This window comes from Streptomyces sp. WI03-4A, assembly GCF_033792105.1.
Taxonomy (GTDB): Bacteria; Actinomycetota; Actinomycetes; order Streptomycetales; family Streptomycetaceae; genus Streptomyces; species Streptomyces collinus_A.
Map to the genome: position 1 here is coordinate 51,234 of NZ_JARAUO010000030.1, position 15,015 is coordinate 66,248.

Consider the following 15,015-nt stretch of genomic DNA (forward strand, 5'->3'; position numbering starts at 1 on the left):
AGGAACCACGGCGTGAGCGACATTCCCGGCGGGCCCATGGCCAACCGGCCGGTCCACTTCATCTGGCTGCTCGACTGCTCGTACTCGATGCAGGGCGACAAGATCGCGAGGCTGAACTACGCGATCAGGGAAGCCGTTCCGGAGATGCGGGCGGTGGCCCACGACAATCCGGCCGCACAACTGCTGCTGCGCACCGTCACGTTCTCCACCACCGCGCAGTGGCACCACCGGACGCCGGTCCCGGTGGACGACTTCACCTGGCAGGACGTGCAGGTCGACGGCATGACCAACCTCGGTGAGGCGCTGCACCTGGTGGCGCGGGAGCTGCAGTCCCCGCCGATGCCGCAGCGGGCGCTGAAGCCGGTGCTCGCCCTGGTGTCGGACGGCGGGCCCACCGACGACTGGCGGGAGGGCCTGAAGGCCGTCGACGCCACCCCGTGGGGCCGCAAGGCGGTGCGGGTCGCCATCGCGATCGGCTCGGACGCGGACCGCGGGGTGCTGCAGGAGTTCCTCGGCAACCCCGAACTGCAGCCGCTGGACGCCAACAGCCCCAAGCAGTTGGCCGCCGCCATCCGGTGGGCCTCCACGGCGGCCGTGAAGGCGGCCTCCCAGCCGGTCGCGGGCGACACCTCCGGTCTGGCCGCGACCATGGTGAAGCAGCCGTACGCGCCGCCGGTGCTGGACGACGACGATGACGACGACGTGTGGTGACGCTCGGGGTGCGACGGTGGGAGACGCTGGCCGACAGCGTCCAGGGCGTCAACAAGCGCCGTAACCAGGACTGGTACGAGTGCCGGGGCGCGGGCACCGGTGAGAGTCCGCTACTCCTCGCGGTGGCGGACGGGCACGGCTCGGCGGTGCACGCGCGCAGTGAACTGGGCGCGCGGTTCGCCGTGGACCGGTTCATGGGGCTGGCGGCGCACTTCGGCCGGGCGGCCGCCGACTGCCAGGGGCCGGGCCGGCTGTCCCGGCTGATGACGTACGCCCGGGACGACTTCCCGCGCGCCCTGGTGCACGAGTGGCGGCAGGCCGCGCTCGGGCACTGGGACCGCAACCGCCCGGTCGTCGAGGAGGCGTCCCGGGAGCCGGGGACCGAGGAGAAGGTGGTGCTGTACGGCACCACGCTGATCGGTGCCGTGCTCATGCCCTGGCTGTTCGTGGCCTGGCAGATCGGTGACGGCGACCTCGCGGTGGTGGAGCACGACGGCACGCTGAGCCGGCCGCTGGCGCCCGCCGAGGAGGACCTGGGCGACGAGACGGAGTCGCTGTGCGGGCGGGACGCCTGGCGGTCGATGCGGATGCACTGGGCGCCGGTGTTCGAGGAGGCGCGCACCCCGCGCCTGGTGGTGCTCTCCACGGACGGGCTGTCGAAGAGCTTCGCCTCGGCCGACGGCTACCGGTCGTTCGTCGAGGGCCTGGCGGGGCGGCTGGCCGGGGAGGGCGGCGCGGGCGTCCGCGAGGTGCTGCCGCGGTGGCTGGCCGAGGCGGCACGCCATTCGGGCGACGACACGACGCTGGCGGCGGCCCTGCGCTGCGCGCGGGACGCCCCCGAACCGGCCGGGGCCTGCGGGAACGAGGAGTCCACCGCGGTGGCTGCCGGTGCCGCGGAGCCGGACGAACGGAAGACGGAGACGGAGACGTAGATGAGCGGCATGCTCGACGGCGGGACGCGCCTGACGGCGGAGAACGGTGACGGGGTCGAGGTCGTCGGCCTGCTCGGCGCCGGTGGGCAGGGCGAGGTGTACCGGGTGCGCACCCCGGACGGGGAGCGCGCGCTGAAGTGGTACTACCCGACCTGTGCGACCGGTGCGCAGGAGGCGATCGTGAGGGAGCTGGTGGCGCGTGACTTCGCGGACGACCGGTTCCTGTGGCCCGAGGCGTACGTGCCCGAGCACCGCGGGTCGTTCGGCTATCTGATGGCAGTGCGTCCGGACCGCTTCAAGGGGCTCCCGGCGCTCTTCCGGCGGCAGTTGCGCACGAGTCAGCGGGCGCTGCTGACGGCCTGCCTGTACACGGTGGAGGCGTACCAGGCGCTGCACTCGCGGGGTATCGCCTACCGGGACATCTCCTGGGGCAACATCTTCTTCGACCCGGCCACCGGTGACGTGCTGGTCTGCGACAACGACAACGCGGTGGTGGAGGGGGACGCGACCGGGATCTCGGGCACCATGGAGTTCATGGCGCCGGAGCTGGTGCGCGGCGATCCGGGCGCGTGGCCCGGCGTCCAGTCCGACCTGCACTCCCTGGCCGTGCTGCTGTTCATGCTGCTGATGAACCATCACCCGCTCAAGGGACGGCGGGAACTGGGCATCCACTGCCTGGACGAGGCGGCCGAGCGCAAGCTGTACGGCCGCGACCCGCTGTTCGTCTTCGACCCCGCGGACGACTCCAACGCTCCGGACCCGATGGAGCACGCGACCGTGCTGGCCACCTGGGACGCGGCGGCGGAACGGCTGCGGGAGCTGTTCAGGCGCTCGTTCACCGTCGGGCTGCGCGATCCGGCGGCGCGGGTGCGGGAGTCGGAGTGGCGCGACGCGCTGCGGGCGGTGCTGGACTCGGTGGTGGAGTGCGCGTCCTGCGGGCGGCAGAACATGACCGAGCCGGGCGAGAACCCGCCGTCGCGTGCCTGCTGGGGCTGCGGGGCGGCCCTGGTGCTGCCGCCGCGGCTGACGGTGACCACTCCCCCGCCGCGCACCGAGCACCACATCCGGCTGCGCCGGGGCGCCCGGGTGCAGGAGCACCATCTGCCGCCCGAGCCGGCCCGGCACGACTGCTCGGACGCCGCGCTGGTGGCGGAGCTGGTCGAACACCCCAAACAGCCGGGGCGGTTCGGTCTCGCCAACCGGTCGGCGCGGACCTGGACGGGCACCCGCTCGGACGGCACCGCGCAGAAGGTCGAGCCCGGGCAGACCGTGCCGCTGAGGTCGGGTCTTGAACTGGACCTGGGCGGCGGGGTGCGGGCGGTGGTGCGGGCCGGGTGAGTGCCCGCCGGGGGCCCCGCTCGCGCGAGGCCCCCGGCGGCTCACGGACCCGGGTGGCTCACAGGCCCAGCACCTGCATGAACTGCTGGGTGAAGGCGAGGCTGGCGGTGCCGGCCGCGGCGCCGATGCTGATGGTCTCCAGGGCCGAGCGGATCCGGCCCCGGTTGGGCGGGCCGCCGTCCTCGACGGACTCCATCAGCGCGCCGTGGATGACCTCGCCGTGGCGCACGAGCACCGGGTACTCGGCGCGCAGCGCCTCGATGAGCCCTTCGGCGAGCCGGACGAGCGGCTCGGTGGCCGGTCCGTGGACGTTGACCTCGATCCGGCCGTGGTCGCCCATGTGGGCGGGGCCGTTGATGTTCCCGTGGAAGTTGTAGGTGCTCACTGTCCTGTCCTGACTCCTGGTCGGAGGGTGCCGCCGGTGGTGGGGCCGGGGCGGGGTTCACGGTGAGGCCGGGCCGGCCGCCGGGCCGCCGTGGGGTCCGGGGCCGCCGTGGGGTCCCGGGCCCTGCTGACCGCCCATGGCGATCGTGCCGTCGTTGCCGAAGATGCTGGGGCCGCTGACGTTACCGATGTTGTAGGTCTGCGTGCTGATGACCTGAAGGGCCTTGTCGTAGGAGCTGGTGTCGACGTGGTGGTCCTCCAGGAACCGTTCCGTGGCGACCAGCACGCCCTGCTGGAGCCGGAACAGGAAGTCCTGCGCGTCGGTCCGCTCGGCGTAGCCCGCCGCGTCCCAGGCGCCGAGGTCCTCGCGCAGGCTGCCCTTGGCGCCGTAGTCGTACAGGAGGTGCTGCTTGTCGATCGCCTTGCGTTCGCGGGCCAGCACGCGGGCGTGGTCGCGCCGCCAGCTGCGGCGGTCGCGCACCCGGCCGAGGGAGCCGCGCAGGTACGGGCCGGTGTGCGCGGTGGCGTGCCGGACGAGGCTCCACCAGCGTTCGCGGGGGGCCACCGGCAGCCGGTCGACGCGGAGGAAGCGGCCGTCCAGCGGGGGTATCACGTAGGCGGCGACCTCCCAGGTGAGGCTGGGCGGCTGCAGGATGGCCCGCAGGTACATGGAGACGATCATGCGGCCGCCCTCGCCGATGCGTTCCAGGCAGAGGTGGGTGCGCATGCCGGCGCCGGGGTTCTGCAGGCCCGCCCGCACCAGTTCGCCGGGTATCCGGGCGTGCGGTCTGCGGGTGCGGTCGGGGACCAGCTCGGGCAGGAAGCAGGCGTTGCTGCCGAGGACGTAGAGCCGGTTCTGCGCCCGCAGGCCCGGCAGGCCGGCGATGGACTCCAGGTGTCGGGCCACGTAGGTGTGCAGGTCGACGGCGTCGAAGGGCAGCAGCGGGAGTTTGCCGCCGCCGGGGGCGTCGGCTGGTCTGCTGATGTCGATGGGCTGCCACACCACCTCCTTGAGCTTGGCGCCGCTGCCGACGAAGGGGTTGGTCCGGGCGGCCGCGTCCGCGTACGGCAGGACGTTGGCGCGTTTCAGCTCGCCGAGCCAGGCCTCGGCCTCGGGTTCGACGGGCGGCGCCGTCCGCTCGGGCTTCTCGGTGGCCTGGAACACCTCGCGTGCGGTGTCCCGGCCCACGGACTCCTTGCGGTGGACCAGGGTCCAGGCCACCGCGTACGTGCCGAGAGGGCCGAAAATCGCCACCCATACGAGGGACCAGTGCCCGTTGACCGCCCCCGTCACCCCGGTCAGGAGGCAGAGGATCGCGACGACCGCGAGCCGGGCCAGCCGGCTGTCGAGGGCCTCGCGGCGGCGGGCGGCGACCCGGGCGTGGCGGGCGAGGGCGACGAAGTTGATGCCGAGGCTGAGCCCGAGGGCGTCGAGGCGGTCCCCGGTGAGCGCCCGGTCGACATAGCGGGCGAAGGCGTCGTCGAGGTGCGCGGAGGCGCACAGGCGGCGGGTCACCGAGTCCCTGCGGTACTGCGGCAGTTTCGGTAATGGTCGCCCCGTCACAGTCATCCGTCCCCCTCGGCCGTTCTCCGCGCGCCTCACCCTAGGGACAACGGGGAGCGTTTGTCCCGGGGTTCCCCAGAGCCGGGACACGGCGGGAGGCGCGGGGACGCGCCGGGGCGTCGGCCGCCGTGGTCCGGCGTTCCCCTGTGACGTCGGACCACGGACGGCTCTTGTCTCTGCGTCTGCTCCGGCGGATGTGTCACGGGTGTGCTGCCGGTACGGCGCCGCAGGGGCGGTTATCGGCCAACTCGCGGCGTTCGGGCGTCGGATCAGTCGAAGCGCAGGCCACCGGTGCGGGTGCGCTTGAGTTCGAAGAAGTCGGGGTGGCGGGCCAGCGTGCGGAAGCTGTCGAAGAGTTCGGCCGCCTCCGCGCCGCGCGGGACCGCCCGCAGCACGGGGCCGAACCACACCGTGCCGTCGACGTGCAGCGTGGGCGTGCCGACGTAGCCGCCGGAGTCCGGTTCGGCGCCCGCCTCGTGGCTGCGGCGCACCGCGTCGTCGTACGACGGGTCGTGGGCGGCGGCCGCGAGGTCCGCCGGGAGTTCGAGTTCGGCCAGCGACTCGGCGACCACCCCGTCGAAGTCCTTCTCCCCGCGCTCGTGGATGCGGGTGCCGAAGGCGGTGTACAGGTCGCGCAGCACGTGCGGGCCGTGCCGTTCGGCGGCGGCCGAGGCGACCCGCACCGGGCCGATCGACCGGTCGACCAGGTCCCAGTACCAGTCGGGCAGTTCGTTGCCCGTGTTGTGCAGGTACAGGCTCATGACGCGGAAGCGCAGGTCGAGCGGGCGGGCCCGTTCGACCTCCAGCAGCCAGCGGGAGGTGATCCAGGCGAAGGGGCAGGCGGGGTCGAAGAAGAAGTCGACCCGGGCCGGGTCGGGGGCGGTGGCCGTACGGCCGTGTTCGGAAGCGCTCATGACGCTGACGTTAGTGCGCCGTTGGCTCAAGATCCCGGCCCAATCCAGGGCGTTCTCATTGGCCCATTCCGCAGGCGGCCGTAACCGGCGGGGGCGGTCCGTACCGACGGGAGCGGGTCAGGGCGTGGTCAGCTCGACGAGTTTCGTGACGGTGTTCCAGTTCCGGCTGGTGGCGATCAGGCCCTTGCCGATCCGCGGCCGGGACAGCGCCTCGGCGAGCTTGGAGCGGCCGACGCCGTCGGGGGCGTACAGGTACAGACAGCGGTCGCCGAGCCGGAACTCCTCGGGCAGGTACGCCCCGGGGTCGATCTCCGCGAACCGCTCGGCGGTGACCGGGGCGGAGAAGTAGGTGACGTGCAGTTGCCTGGGCTCCAGTGCGGCGGCCGGGAAGGGGCAGCCCGTGACCACCGCGCTCAGGTAGGCGTGGTCGCGCACGATCACGTCGACCGGGAAACCGAACCGCTCCTCGACCGCCCGGGCCAACGCGGCCGCCAGCGACTCCTCGTCGCCGCCCCCGGCGGTGAACACGGCCTGGCCGCTCTGCAGATGGGTCCGTACCCCGTCGTACCCGAGACCGGTCATGAGCGTGCGCAGCTCGGCCATCGGGACCTTCCTGCTGCCGCCGACGTTGATTCCGCGCAGCAGTGCCGCATAGGTCGTCATCCGGACACCTTAGAGCGGCCGCCGTGCCCCGTGGGGGCGGGCACGACGGCCGGGCCCGGACGTGCGCCGGACTGCGCGAAACTCTGGCCGATGGGGAGGGTGCGGATCAACTCCTACACGCGGCTGTGATTTGTTCAACAACCTTTCGTAATCACAAAGTGGATCTCTGTCGGCGGATCGGACACCCCGAGGCTCGGCCCCGAGAGCCGGCGATAGGTGTAAGGGGCCGCCGTCCTCCCCAGCGGTGAGCCGCGACCCCCGGAGCTCACCGGACAGCACGACGAGACGGCCGCGCGCGGCGCCTACCGTCGAGACGGAACAAGCGAGGAGGTGGCGGCAGGGGGCCGTCACCGCACACGAGGGGGACATCCCGTCATGGGGAACACGGACGTGCGGGTGCGGGGGCTGGCCGCCCGGGCCGGCGGCTGGAGCGCCCGGCACCGGTGGGCCGCCGTCGGCATATGGGTGCTGTTCGTCGTCCTGGCCATGGGGCTCGGCTCGGCGGCCGGCCGGGTCGACGTCGACGAGAACGACCAGCTCAAGGGCGAGACGCACACGGCCGCACGGATCATCGCCGACGCGGGCATCGAGCAGCCGGCCGGCGAGACCGTCCTGATCCAGGCCAAGGGCGGGGACACGCGGGCCACGAGCGGCGAGTTCCGGGCCGCCGTGACCGACGTCGTCGCGGCCGTCGGCGCCACCGGCGAGGTCACCGCGGTGACCTCGCCCTACGACACCCACACCATCTCCCGGGACGGCCGCAGCGCGCTGGTGCAGTTCGACATGCGCGGCGACGCGGACACCGCCGCCGAGCGCGTCGCACCGGTGCTGGACGCCGTGGCCGGGGTGCAGGCGAAGCACGGCTCGCTGCGGATCGAGGAGATCGGCGGCGCCAGCATGAAGAAGCAGTACGACGACGCCTTCGGCGACGACTTCGAGCAGGCCGAGCTCTCCGCGGTGCCGGTGGCGCTCGGCATCCTGCTGATCGCCTTCGGCGCGCTGGTGGCGGCGCTGCTGCCGGTGGCGCTCGCGGTCACCGCGATCATGGCGACGATGGGCCTCATGGGGCTCGTCAGCCACCTCCAGCCGATGAGCGACACCGCCAACTCCGTGATGCTGCTGGTCGGTATGGCCGTCGGCGTCGACTACTGCCTGTTCTACCTGCGCCGGGAGCGGGAGGAGCGGGAGGCGGGCCAGGACCCGGGCACCGCGCTCAGGATCGCCGCCGCCACCAGCGGCCGGGCGGTCATCGTCTCCGGTGTCACGGTGTGCGTGGCCATGGCGGGCATGCTGTTCACCGGTCTCGCCACCTTCGAGGCGATGGGCCTGGCCTCCCTGATGGTGGTGGCCGTCGCCATGGTCGGCTCGGTGACGGTGCTGCCCGCGCTGCTGTCGCTGCTGGGCGAGCGGGTCGAGAAGGGACGGATCCCGTTCCTGCGCCGCCGTCCCAGGCGGGGCGCGCCGGCCGAGAGCCGCTTCTGGACCGCCGTGCTGCGGGGTGTACTGGCCAAACCGCTGGTCTCCGTCGTGGTGGCGGCCGGCGCGCTGCTCGCCGTGGCCTCGCCCGCGCTCGGCATGAAGACCCAGCAGCTCACGCTGGACCAGGAGTTCGGCGACTCGCTGCCGATCGTGCAGACCTACAACCGGGTCAACGACGCGTTCCCCGGCGGCTCCGAGCCCGCCCAGGTGGTCGTCAGGGCGAAGGACATCGACGCGCCCGAGGTCCGGCAGGCGCTGGCGGACTTCAAGGAGCGGGCGATCTCCTCGGGCGCCTCGCGCGGCCCCGTCGACATCAGGCTGGAGAAGGCGCACGACGTCGCCCTCGTGTCCGTACCGCTGGTCGGCGGCTCCGACATGGACCGGGCCGTCAAGAGCCTCGACAAGCTGCGTGACGAGGTCAGGCCCGCCACCCTCGGCCGGGTCGAGGGCCTCCAGGCGCCGATCACCGGGCAGGTCGCGGGCAACAAGGACTTCAACGACCAGCTCCTCGGCTCGGTGGTCCCGGTCTTCGCCTTCGTGGTCGTCTTCGCCTTCCTGCTGATGCTGCTGTCGTTCCGCTCGCTGACCGTCGCGATCACGTCGATCGTGCTCAACCTGCTGTCGGTGGGCGCCGCCTACGGCATCCTCGTCGCCGTCTTCCAGCACGGCTGGGGCGCCTCGCTGGTGGGCGCCGAGGGCGTCGGCGCGGTCGTCACCTGGCTGCCGCTGTTCCTCTTCGTGATCCTGTTCGGCCTGTCCATGGACTACCACGTGTTCGTGGTCTCCCGGATCCGCGAGGCGCGGATGCGCGGCAGGAGCACCAAGGAGGCGATCCAGCACGGCGTGGTCACCACGGCCGGGGTCGTCACCAGCGCCGCCGTCATCATGGTCGCCGTGTTCGCGATCTTCGGCACCCTGTCCATGCAGTCCATGAAGCAGATGGGCGTGGGCCTGGCCGCCGCGGTCCTCATCGACGCGACGGTCATCCGCGGGGTGCTGCTGCCCGCGGTGATGGCCCTGCTCGGGGAGCGCAACTGGTACCTGCCCAAGTGGCTGCACCGGCTGCCCGACCTGACGCACGACGAGTCGCCGGAGCCGGCCCCGGCCGCCCCGGCGCGGGCGGCGGACGAGAGGCTGACCGTCTGACCCCGCCGTCGACGAGGGCCCGCCGGTTCCCGGGGAACCGGCGGGCCCCTGCCGTCCCCCGGCCCGAGGCGGGCCGGGGAGGGGCGGTCGTCAGGTCCGGCGGCCCGCGGCCAGTTCGGCCTCGATCAGGTCCGCCGCCCGGCGGGTGCCGCCCTCGTGCGCCATCCCGGCCTGGATCTCCTTCAGGCGCCGGGCCACCTCCGGGTCGTCGACGAGGGCGAGCGCGGCCTCGCGGAGGCGGTCGGCGGTGGCCTCCTCGGTGTCCAGCCGGCGGGCGACCCCCAGGGACTCCAGGACGGCGGCGTTGCCGAACTGGTCGGCGGCCTGGGGTACGGCGATCATCGGTGTGGCGGTGGCCAGTCCCTCCTGGCTGCCGCCCGCGCCGGCGTGCGTGACGAACAGGTCGGCCTGCCGCAGCACCGCCAGTTGCGGCACCCAGTCGCGCACCTCCACCCCCTCGGGCACGTCGCCCAGTTCGGCCGGGTCGACGTGCCGGCCGACCTGGAGGACGAGGTGCCAGCCGGGCAGTTCCGCGAAGGCGCGTACGCACGCGCGGTAGAAGGCGGGCTGCCGGGTGAAGGCGGAGCCGAGGGAGACCAGGACCACCTTCTCGGCGCCGTCGGGGCGCTGCCAGCCGCCCTGGTCGGCGCGCTCGCCCTGGCAGGCGCCGACGAAGGTGTGGACGCGCTCGTCCACCCGGTCGGCGTGTGGCTGGAGGGCTTTGGGGATGAGGACCAGGGAGCGGGCGGGGCGGCCGGTGAACGGGTCGGGGTGCTCGGTGATGCCGTTCTCCGCGAGCCAGGCCGCGAAACGGGCGTAGTAGGCGCGGCCCCGCTCGGTCCTCCTCGGCTCCGCCCACATCGGCTCGGCGACCTCCTCCTCGTAGCCGTCCCAGGCGACCAGGCTCGGGGAGAGGGAGACGGCCCGGACGCCCCAGCGGTGGGCGAGGACGCGGGCCGGGTAGGACGCGATGTCGTGCAGGACGAGGTCGGGTTCGTCGCCCTCGTAGGCCCGGACCAGCTGCGGCAGGGCCTGGATCGCGTCGTCCAGGAAGGGTTCCACGTTGTCCAGCAGGGTGCTCCCCCACGCCTCCGGGTCGGCGTCGGGACCGGGCAGGGTGGAGGTGTAGGGCACGGGCCGCGCGCCGGTGGCGGCCACCTTCTCGGCGAAGGCGGGCGGGATGGCGTAGCTGACCCGGTGGCCCCGGGCGACGAGTTCGCGGATCACCTCCAGGCTGGGGTTCACATGGCCGTGGGCGGCGATGGAGAACATGGCGATGTGGGCGGGCCGGGCGGACAGGGCGGGCTGGGCGGAAGCGGTCATGCTCCCGAGGCTAGGCGAGACGAGACGTCTCGTTCAATCGGTTTACCCGTCCGCGTCCGCCCACGGCCGTCACCGCCCGCACCGCGTCGCCCTCCCACCCGGTCCGACCTGTGCGAATGCGAGACTGGCCGGGGACCGGCGGGACACGGCACGGGAAGACGGCACGGAGGCGGACGATGGACGAGGCACGGGCGCGGGACGTACTGGCCGCGGCGAAGGTGCTGCCGGGCCCGGTGCGGGAGGCGCGGCTCCTCGCCCTCGGCGAGAACGCGGTGTTCGCCGCGGGCGACCTGGTGGTCAAGGTCGGCCGGGACGCCGAACTGCTCGACCGGTCCCGCCGCGAGCTGGACATCGCGGGCTGGCTGGCCGGGGCGGACGTCCCCGCGGTGCGTGCGGCTGAGCCGGAGCCGCTGCTGGTCGAGGGCCACCCGGTGACGGTGTGGCACCGGCTGCCCGATCCGGTACGGCCGGCCGAACCCCGGGACCTGGCCCGGCTGCTGCGGATCGTGCACGCGCTGCCCGCGCCCCCGGTCCCCCTGCCGCCCCGCGATCTGCTGGGCGGGGTGGAGCGCTGGCTGCGGCTCGCGGGCCCGGCGATCGCCCCGCAGGACGCGGCCTACCTGCGCGAGCGCCGGGACGGGTTCGCCGCCGCGGCGGCCGCGCTGACGCCCCGTCTGACGCCGGGGCCGATCCACGGCGACGCGCTTCCCCGCAACGTGCACATCGGCCCCGACGGCCCCGTCCTCGTCGACCTGGAGACCTTCTCCGCCGACCTGCGCGAGCACGACCTGGTGGTCATGGCCCTCTCCCGCGACCGCTACGGCCTGCCCGCCGAGGCGTACGACTCCTTCACCGACGCCTACGGCTGGGACGTGCGGGAGTGGGAGGGCTGCGCCGTGCTGCGCGGCGCCCGCGAGACGGCGAGCTGCGCGTGGGTGGCCCAGCACGCCCCGAGCAACCCGGGGGCGCTGGCCGAGTTCGAGCGCCGGGTGGCGTCCCTGCGGGACGGCGACGAGACGGTGCGCTGGTACCCGTTCTGACGGCGGGCTGCTACGCGGTCCGGCTGTCCGCCGGTTCGCGCACCGGCCACACGCCGTCCACCACCGCGTCCGCCTCCCCCTTGCGGCGCAGGAACGCCTGGAAGTCCGCCGCCCATGCGGCGTACCACTCGATCTGGCGGTCGTGCAGCTCCGCCGGGCCGAGGGACGCGACCTTCGGGTGGCGGCCGGCTATGGCGGAGGCGAGCCGGGCCGCGGCGAGGGCGTCGGCCGAGGCGTTGTGGGCGACGTCGAGGACGACGCCGTACTCGGCGCAGACCGCCTCCAGGTTCCGCTTGCCGCGGCGGTAGCGGTCGACCTGGCGGTCGATCGTGTACGGGTCGATGACCGGTGCCGGGGCGCGGCCGCCGAGCCGGTCGGCGAGCGACGGCAGACCGTGCCGGCGCAGTTCGGCGGAGAGCAGCGTGAGGTCGAAGGCGGCGTTGTAGGCGACGACCGGCACTCCCGTCTGCCAGTACCCGGTCAGCACCTCGGCCAGGGCGTCCGCGACCTGGTCGGCCGGGCGGCCCTCGGTGGCCGCGCGTTCGTTGGTGATGCCGTGCACGGCGACGGCGTCGGCCGGGATCTCCACGCCCGGATCGGCCAGCCATTCCCGGCGGCCCACCGGCTCGCCCGCCCTGACCTCGATGACCGCGCCGGTGACGATGCGCGCCTCGTACGGATCGGTCCCGGTCGTCTCCAGGTCGAAGCCGATCAGCAGTTCCCGGTGCCAGCCCATCGGCGGCCCCCCTTCTCGGTGGTGCTTTCCCCCAGTGGCCTCCACCCTCGCACGCGGCACTGACAATCCGGTGACCGCGTTCCGCTTACCGGGGCGGACAGTTCAGGACACCGGGCGCGAGTCGGCCCAAGTCTGCTCGAATTCCTCACGGTATGTCGGGAAGAGTCCGACTTCCCCGAGGTCGTCCGACTTGACCAGCCGGCTGCCGTTGCGCAGCACCAGCACCGGCGACTCCATGCCGCGCGCCCCGCGCAGATAGGACTGCACCACGGCGATCCCGTCGGCGCCGTCCCCGTCGACCAGGTAGGCGGTGCAGCGGGGCGTCTCGTCGTAGACCTGGATCTCGAAGGCGCCGGGGTCGCGCAGCCGGGACCGCACCCGGCGCATGTGCAGGATGTTCATCTCGACGGAGCGGCTCAGTTCGCCCCGTTTCATCCCCAGTTCCCGCTCGCGGCGCTTCACCGCGCTGGAGGCCGGGTTGAGGAAGAGCAGGCGCACCCGGCAGCCGGACTCCGCCAGCCGGACCAGCCGGCGCCCGGAGAAGTTCTGCACGAGCAGGTTGAGGCCGATGCCGATGGCGTCGAGCCGGCGGGCGCCCCCGAAGAGGTCCTCGGCCGGGAACTGGCGCATGAGCCGCACCCGGTCGGCGTGGACGGCCACCACGTCCGCGTACCGGTCCCCGACCAGGTCCTCGACCGCGTCGACGGGCAGCCGGCGCGCGGAGGGCACGTCGCCGCCGGCGCCGAGCATCTCCAGCAGCCGGGCCGAGGCCCGCTCGGCCTGGTTCAGTACCGCCTCGGACAGGGCCCGGTTGCGGGAGACGACGTTGCGGGTCACCTCCAGCTCGTCCAGGGCGAGTTCGAGGTCGCGACGCTCGTCGAAGTAGGGCTCGAAGCAGGGCCAGTGCTGGACCACCAGCTCGCGCAGCTGCGGCAGCGTGAGAAAGCTGAGCACGTTGTCGTCGGCCGGGTCGAGCAGGTAGCCCTTGCGGCGGCTGACCTCGCGGACGGCGGCCGCCCGCTGCACCCACTCCTGTCCGGCGGGACCGGCCGCGGCCACCACCCAGTCGTCGCCGTGGACGGGCTCGTAGATGGGGCGCAGCACGGCGGCGACCACCGCGCGCAGCCGCTGTTCGACGAGGTTCAGCCAGATGTAGGCGCGGCCCGCCCGCTGGGCGCGGGTGCGCACCTCGAGCCAGGCGCCGGCGTCCCAGTCCAGTTCCGGCCCGATGGACCCCGTGGCGTCCATCGGGCGGGCCAGGGACACCGCGCCGGGCGGGACGTCTGTGGAGTTTCCCTCGTGACCCTCGTCACCAGGGGGCAGCTCCAGCCCTCCCGAGCCCACCCGTGCACCGCCTTCCGCCACCCCGGGCCTTCCCCGTCTCAACGATCAAGGAAGGGTACTCCGGGAGCGGTCGGCGGTGCAGCCGGATGGACAGGTAGGTTTTTCTCAACTACGGGGTCGCCAGTGGCCGTTCTGCCATGCCAGCTCGTCGGGAGTGAGCGGATTCATAGCCGTGACGTCCCTGGGTGCGATGGCGAAGCCCTGCCAGTGGATCGGCATGGGCTGCTGGTCCTCGTCCCGGGCTATGTGGTGGAAGCCGACGTTCATCCAGACGACCGGGTGAGTGAGCGTCTGGCCGTTGACCCACTTGTCCACCGACTTGCCCGAACCGGCGGGGCAGGCACCGGGGTTGTTGCTGGCGAACTGCTCGCACTTGTTGTACTCGGTGAAGTACACGTCGTGCTTGGTGAAGCTGCGGCCCGGGTACTTCGTGGTGGGGCCGGGGACGATCTCGTACGAACGGGCGTGCCCGTCCTTGTTCTTGCCGGTCGCGCTGACCATCCGCCACCAGCGGTAGGTCTTGTAGTCGCCCGCGAGTTCCTTGGTGACCTTGGTGCGGGTGGTCTTGGCGGACGGTGCCTGGCGGCCGGGGGCGGGGGCGGTGACGGCCGAGTCGTACTGCTCCACCTTGCCCTTCGAGGAGCCGTCGAGGCCGAAGTCCAGCCGCCAGAAGACGTTGTGGCTGTGGCTGGTGGCGTACGCCTTGGCGCCCTTGCCGATGGGCCAGCCGCGGCCGTCCCCGGCGTCGTAGTCGTCGTAGGACAGGCTGCCGGTGGCACCGACGTTCATGTTGACGGTGCCGTCGTCCTGGAAGCGCCACTCGGTCATGTACTCGTACCAGCCGACCTGGTTGACCGTGTAGACGAGCAGGTCCTTGCCCTGTGCCTGGAAGACCTTGTTCGCGCTGTCGCCCTGCATGCGGTAGGCGTGGCCGCGCGAACGCGTGGTCGTGCACAGGCCCTTGACGTCGGCGTGCTGCGGGTCCCAGGAGTCGGGGACGTGGATGGTCTTGATGGTGCCGCCGGGGCACTCGCCGGGCGCCAGGTTCACCAGGCCCTGGGCGAAGCCGAAGCCGGTCAGGTCGTCGTACTCGACGCTGCCGTCGTCGTAGGGCACGTCGATCTGGGCGAGCCGGGCGCTGTTGAGCACCTTGATCGGCTTGGGTTCGCCCTTGGGCTGGTAGGAGACGTTCTCCAGGACCAGGCCGGCCTTGCTGTCGTAGCGCCAGCACATGCGCCAGGTGGTGCCGCCGGCGAGCTTCTGCTCGATCTTGTAGGCGGCGCTGCAGTCGGCGGCGGCCGCGGCCGCGGGGGCCGCCTTGGGCTGGGCGGCGGCCGGTCCGGCGCCGGTCGTGACGCCGGCGGCGAGTGCGGCCACGCCGAGGCCGACGGCCGCGCGGGTCCGGGCGCGGTTGATGGTGTTCGCGGGCATGACGGGGTTG

General features: G+C 73.0%; 13 protein-coding genes. 5 read left to right on the top strand and 8 right to left on the bottom strand.

Going from position 1 to position 15,015, the window contains the following annotated elements:
* Positions 1 to 36 precede the first annotated feature (36 nt).
* The 3 genes from PV343_RS26640 to PV343_RS26650 are packed head-to-tail and all read left to right on the top strand — an operon-like array spanning position 37 to position 2,981.
* Positions 37 to 711 carry a vWA domain-containing protein gene (locus PV343_RS26640; protein WP_319149548.1) on the top strand — a complete coding sequence of 225 codons (675 nt, stop codon included), beginning with the start codon at positions 37 to 39 and terminating at the stop codon, positions 709 to 711.
* Positions 705 to 1,643, top strand: a complete 939-nt coding sequence (locus PV343_RS26645) for a protein phosphatase 2C domain-containing protein (RefSeq protein ID WP_387950891.1) — start codon at positions 705 to 707, stop codon at positions 1,641 to 1,643. The genes PV343_RS26640 and PV343_RS26645 overlap by 7 nt, the downstream gene beginning before the upstream one ends.
* Complete coding sequence (locus tag PV343_RS26650; protein WP_319149501.1) at positions 1,644 to 2,981, top strand: protein kinase domain-containing protein; 1,338 nt, start codon at positions 1,644 to 1,646, stop codon at positions 2,979 to 2,981.
* Between the two features lie 58 nt (positions 2,982 to 3,039).
* On the opposite strand, the gene PV343_RS26655 is transcribed toward PV343_RS26650, so the two are convergent.
* From PV343_RS26655 to PV343_RS26670, 4 genes are all read right to left on the bottom strand, one after another.
* Positions 3,040 to 3,366 carry a hypothetical protein gene (locus tag PV343_RS26655; protein WP_319149502.1) on the bottom strand — a complete coding sequence of 109 codons (327 nt, stop codon included), beginning with the start codon at positions 3,364 to 3,366 and terminating at the stop codon, positions 3,040 to 3,042.
* Between the two features lie 57 nt (positions 3,367 to 3,423).
* Positions 3,424 to 4,881, bottom strand: coding sequence for a hypothetical protein (locus tag PV343_RS26660; RefSeq protein WP_319149504.1), 1,458 nt, complete (start codon positions 4,879 to 4,881; stop codon positions 3,424 to 3,426).
* Positions 4,882 to 5,198: 317 nt separating this feature from the next.
* Positions 5,199 to 5,843 carry a DsbA family protein gene (locus PV343_RS26665; protein WP_319149506.1) on the bottom strand — a complete coding sequence of 215 codons (645 nt, stop codon included), beginning with the start codon at positions 5,841 to 5,843 and terminating at the stop codon, positions 5,199 to 5,201.
* Between the two features lie 117 nt (positions 5,844 to 5,960).
* Entirely contained in the window at positions 5,961 to 6,506 is a 546-nt protein-coding gene (locus tag PV343_RS26670; protein ID WP_319149507.1) for a DUF1697 domain-containing protein, read from the bottom strand.
* Positions 6,507 to 6,881: 375 nt separating this feature from the next.
* Here PV343_RS26670 and PV343_RS26675 point away from each other — a divergent pair, with 375 nt between their 5' ends.
* Entirely contained in the window at positions 6,882 to 9,131 is a 2,250-nt protein-coding gene (locus PV343_RS26675; RefSeq protein ID WP_319149508.1) for an MMPL family transporter, read from the top strand.
* 90 nt (positions 9,132 to 9,221) lie between these two features.
* Here PV343_RS26675 and mgt read toward each other — a convergent pair whose 3' ends face one another.
* Positions 9,222 to 10,454 (bottom strand): macrolide-inactivating glycosyltransferase, encoded by a 1,233-nt coding sequence (gene mgt, locus PV343_RS26680; RefSeq protein ID WP_319149509.1) that lies wholly within the window; start codon positions 10,452 to 10,454, stop codon positions 9,222 to 9,224.
* Positions 10,455 to 10,630: 176 nt separating this feature from the next.
* Between mgt and PV343_RS26685 the strand changes: the two genes are divergently transcribed.
* Positions 10,631 to 11,494 (top strand): phosphotransferase enzyme family protein, encoded by an 864-nt coding sequence (locus PV343_RS26685; RefSeq protein ID WP_319149510.1) that lies wholly within the window; start codon positions 10,631 to 10,633, stop codon positions 11,492 to 11,494.
* Between the two features lie 10 nt (positions 11,495 to 11,504).
* Here PV343_RS26685 and PV343_RS26690 read toward each other — a convergent pair whose 3' ends face one another.
* The 3 genes from PV343_RS26690 to PV343_RS26700 form a co-directional block, all read right to left on the bottom strand.
* On the bottom strand, positions 11,505 to 12,230 hold the full coding sequence (locus tag PV343_RS26690) for a 3'-5' exonuclease (RefSeq protein WP_319149511.1): 726 nt from the start codon (positions 12,228 to 12,230) through the stop codon (positions 11,505 to 11,507).
* Positions 12,231 to 12,332: 102 nt separating this feature from the next.
* Positions 12,333 to 13,574: an SAV2148 family HEPN domain-containing protein gene (locus PV343_RS26695; RefSeq protein ID WP_319149512.1), complete on the bottom strand. Its 1,242-nt coding sequence runs from the start codon at positions 13,572 to 13,574 to the stop codon at positions 12,333 to 12,335.
* A 105-nt stretch (positions 13,575 to 13,679) separates the two neighbouring features.
* On the bottom strand, positions 13,680 to 15,005 hold the full coding sequence (locus PV343_RS26700; RefSeq protein ID WP_319149513.1) for a copper amine oxidase: 1,326 nt from the start codon (positions 15,003 to 15,005) through the stop codon (positions 13,680 to 13,682).
* Positions 15,006 to 15,015: the final 10 nt, after the last annotated feature.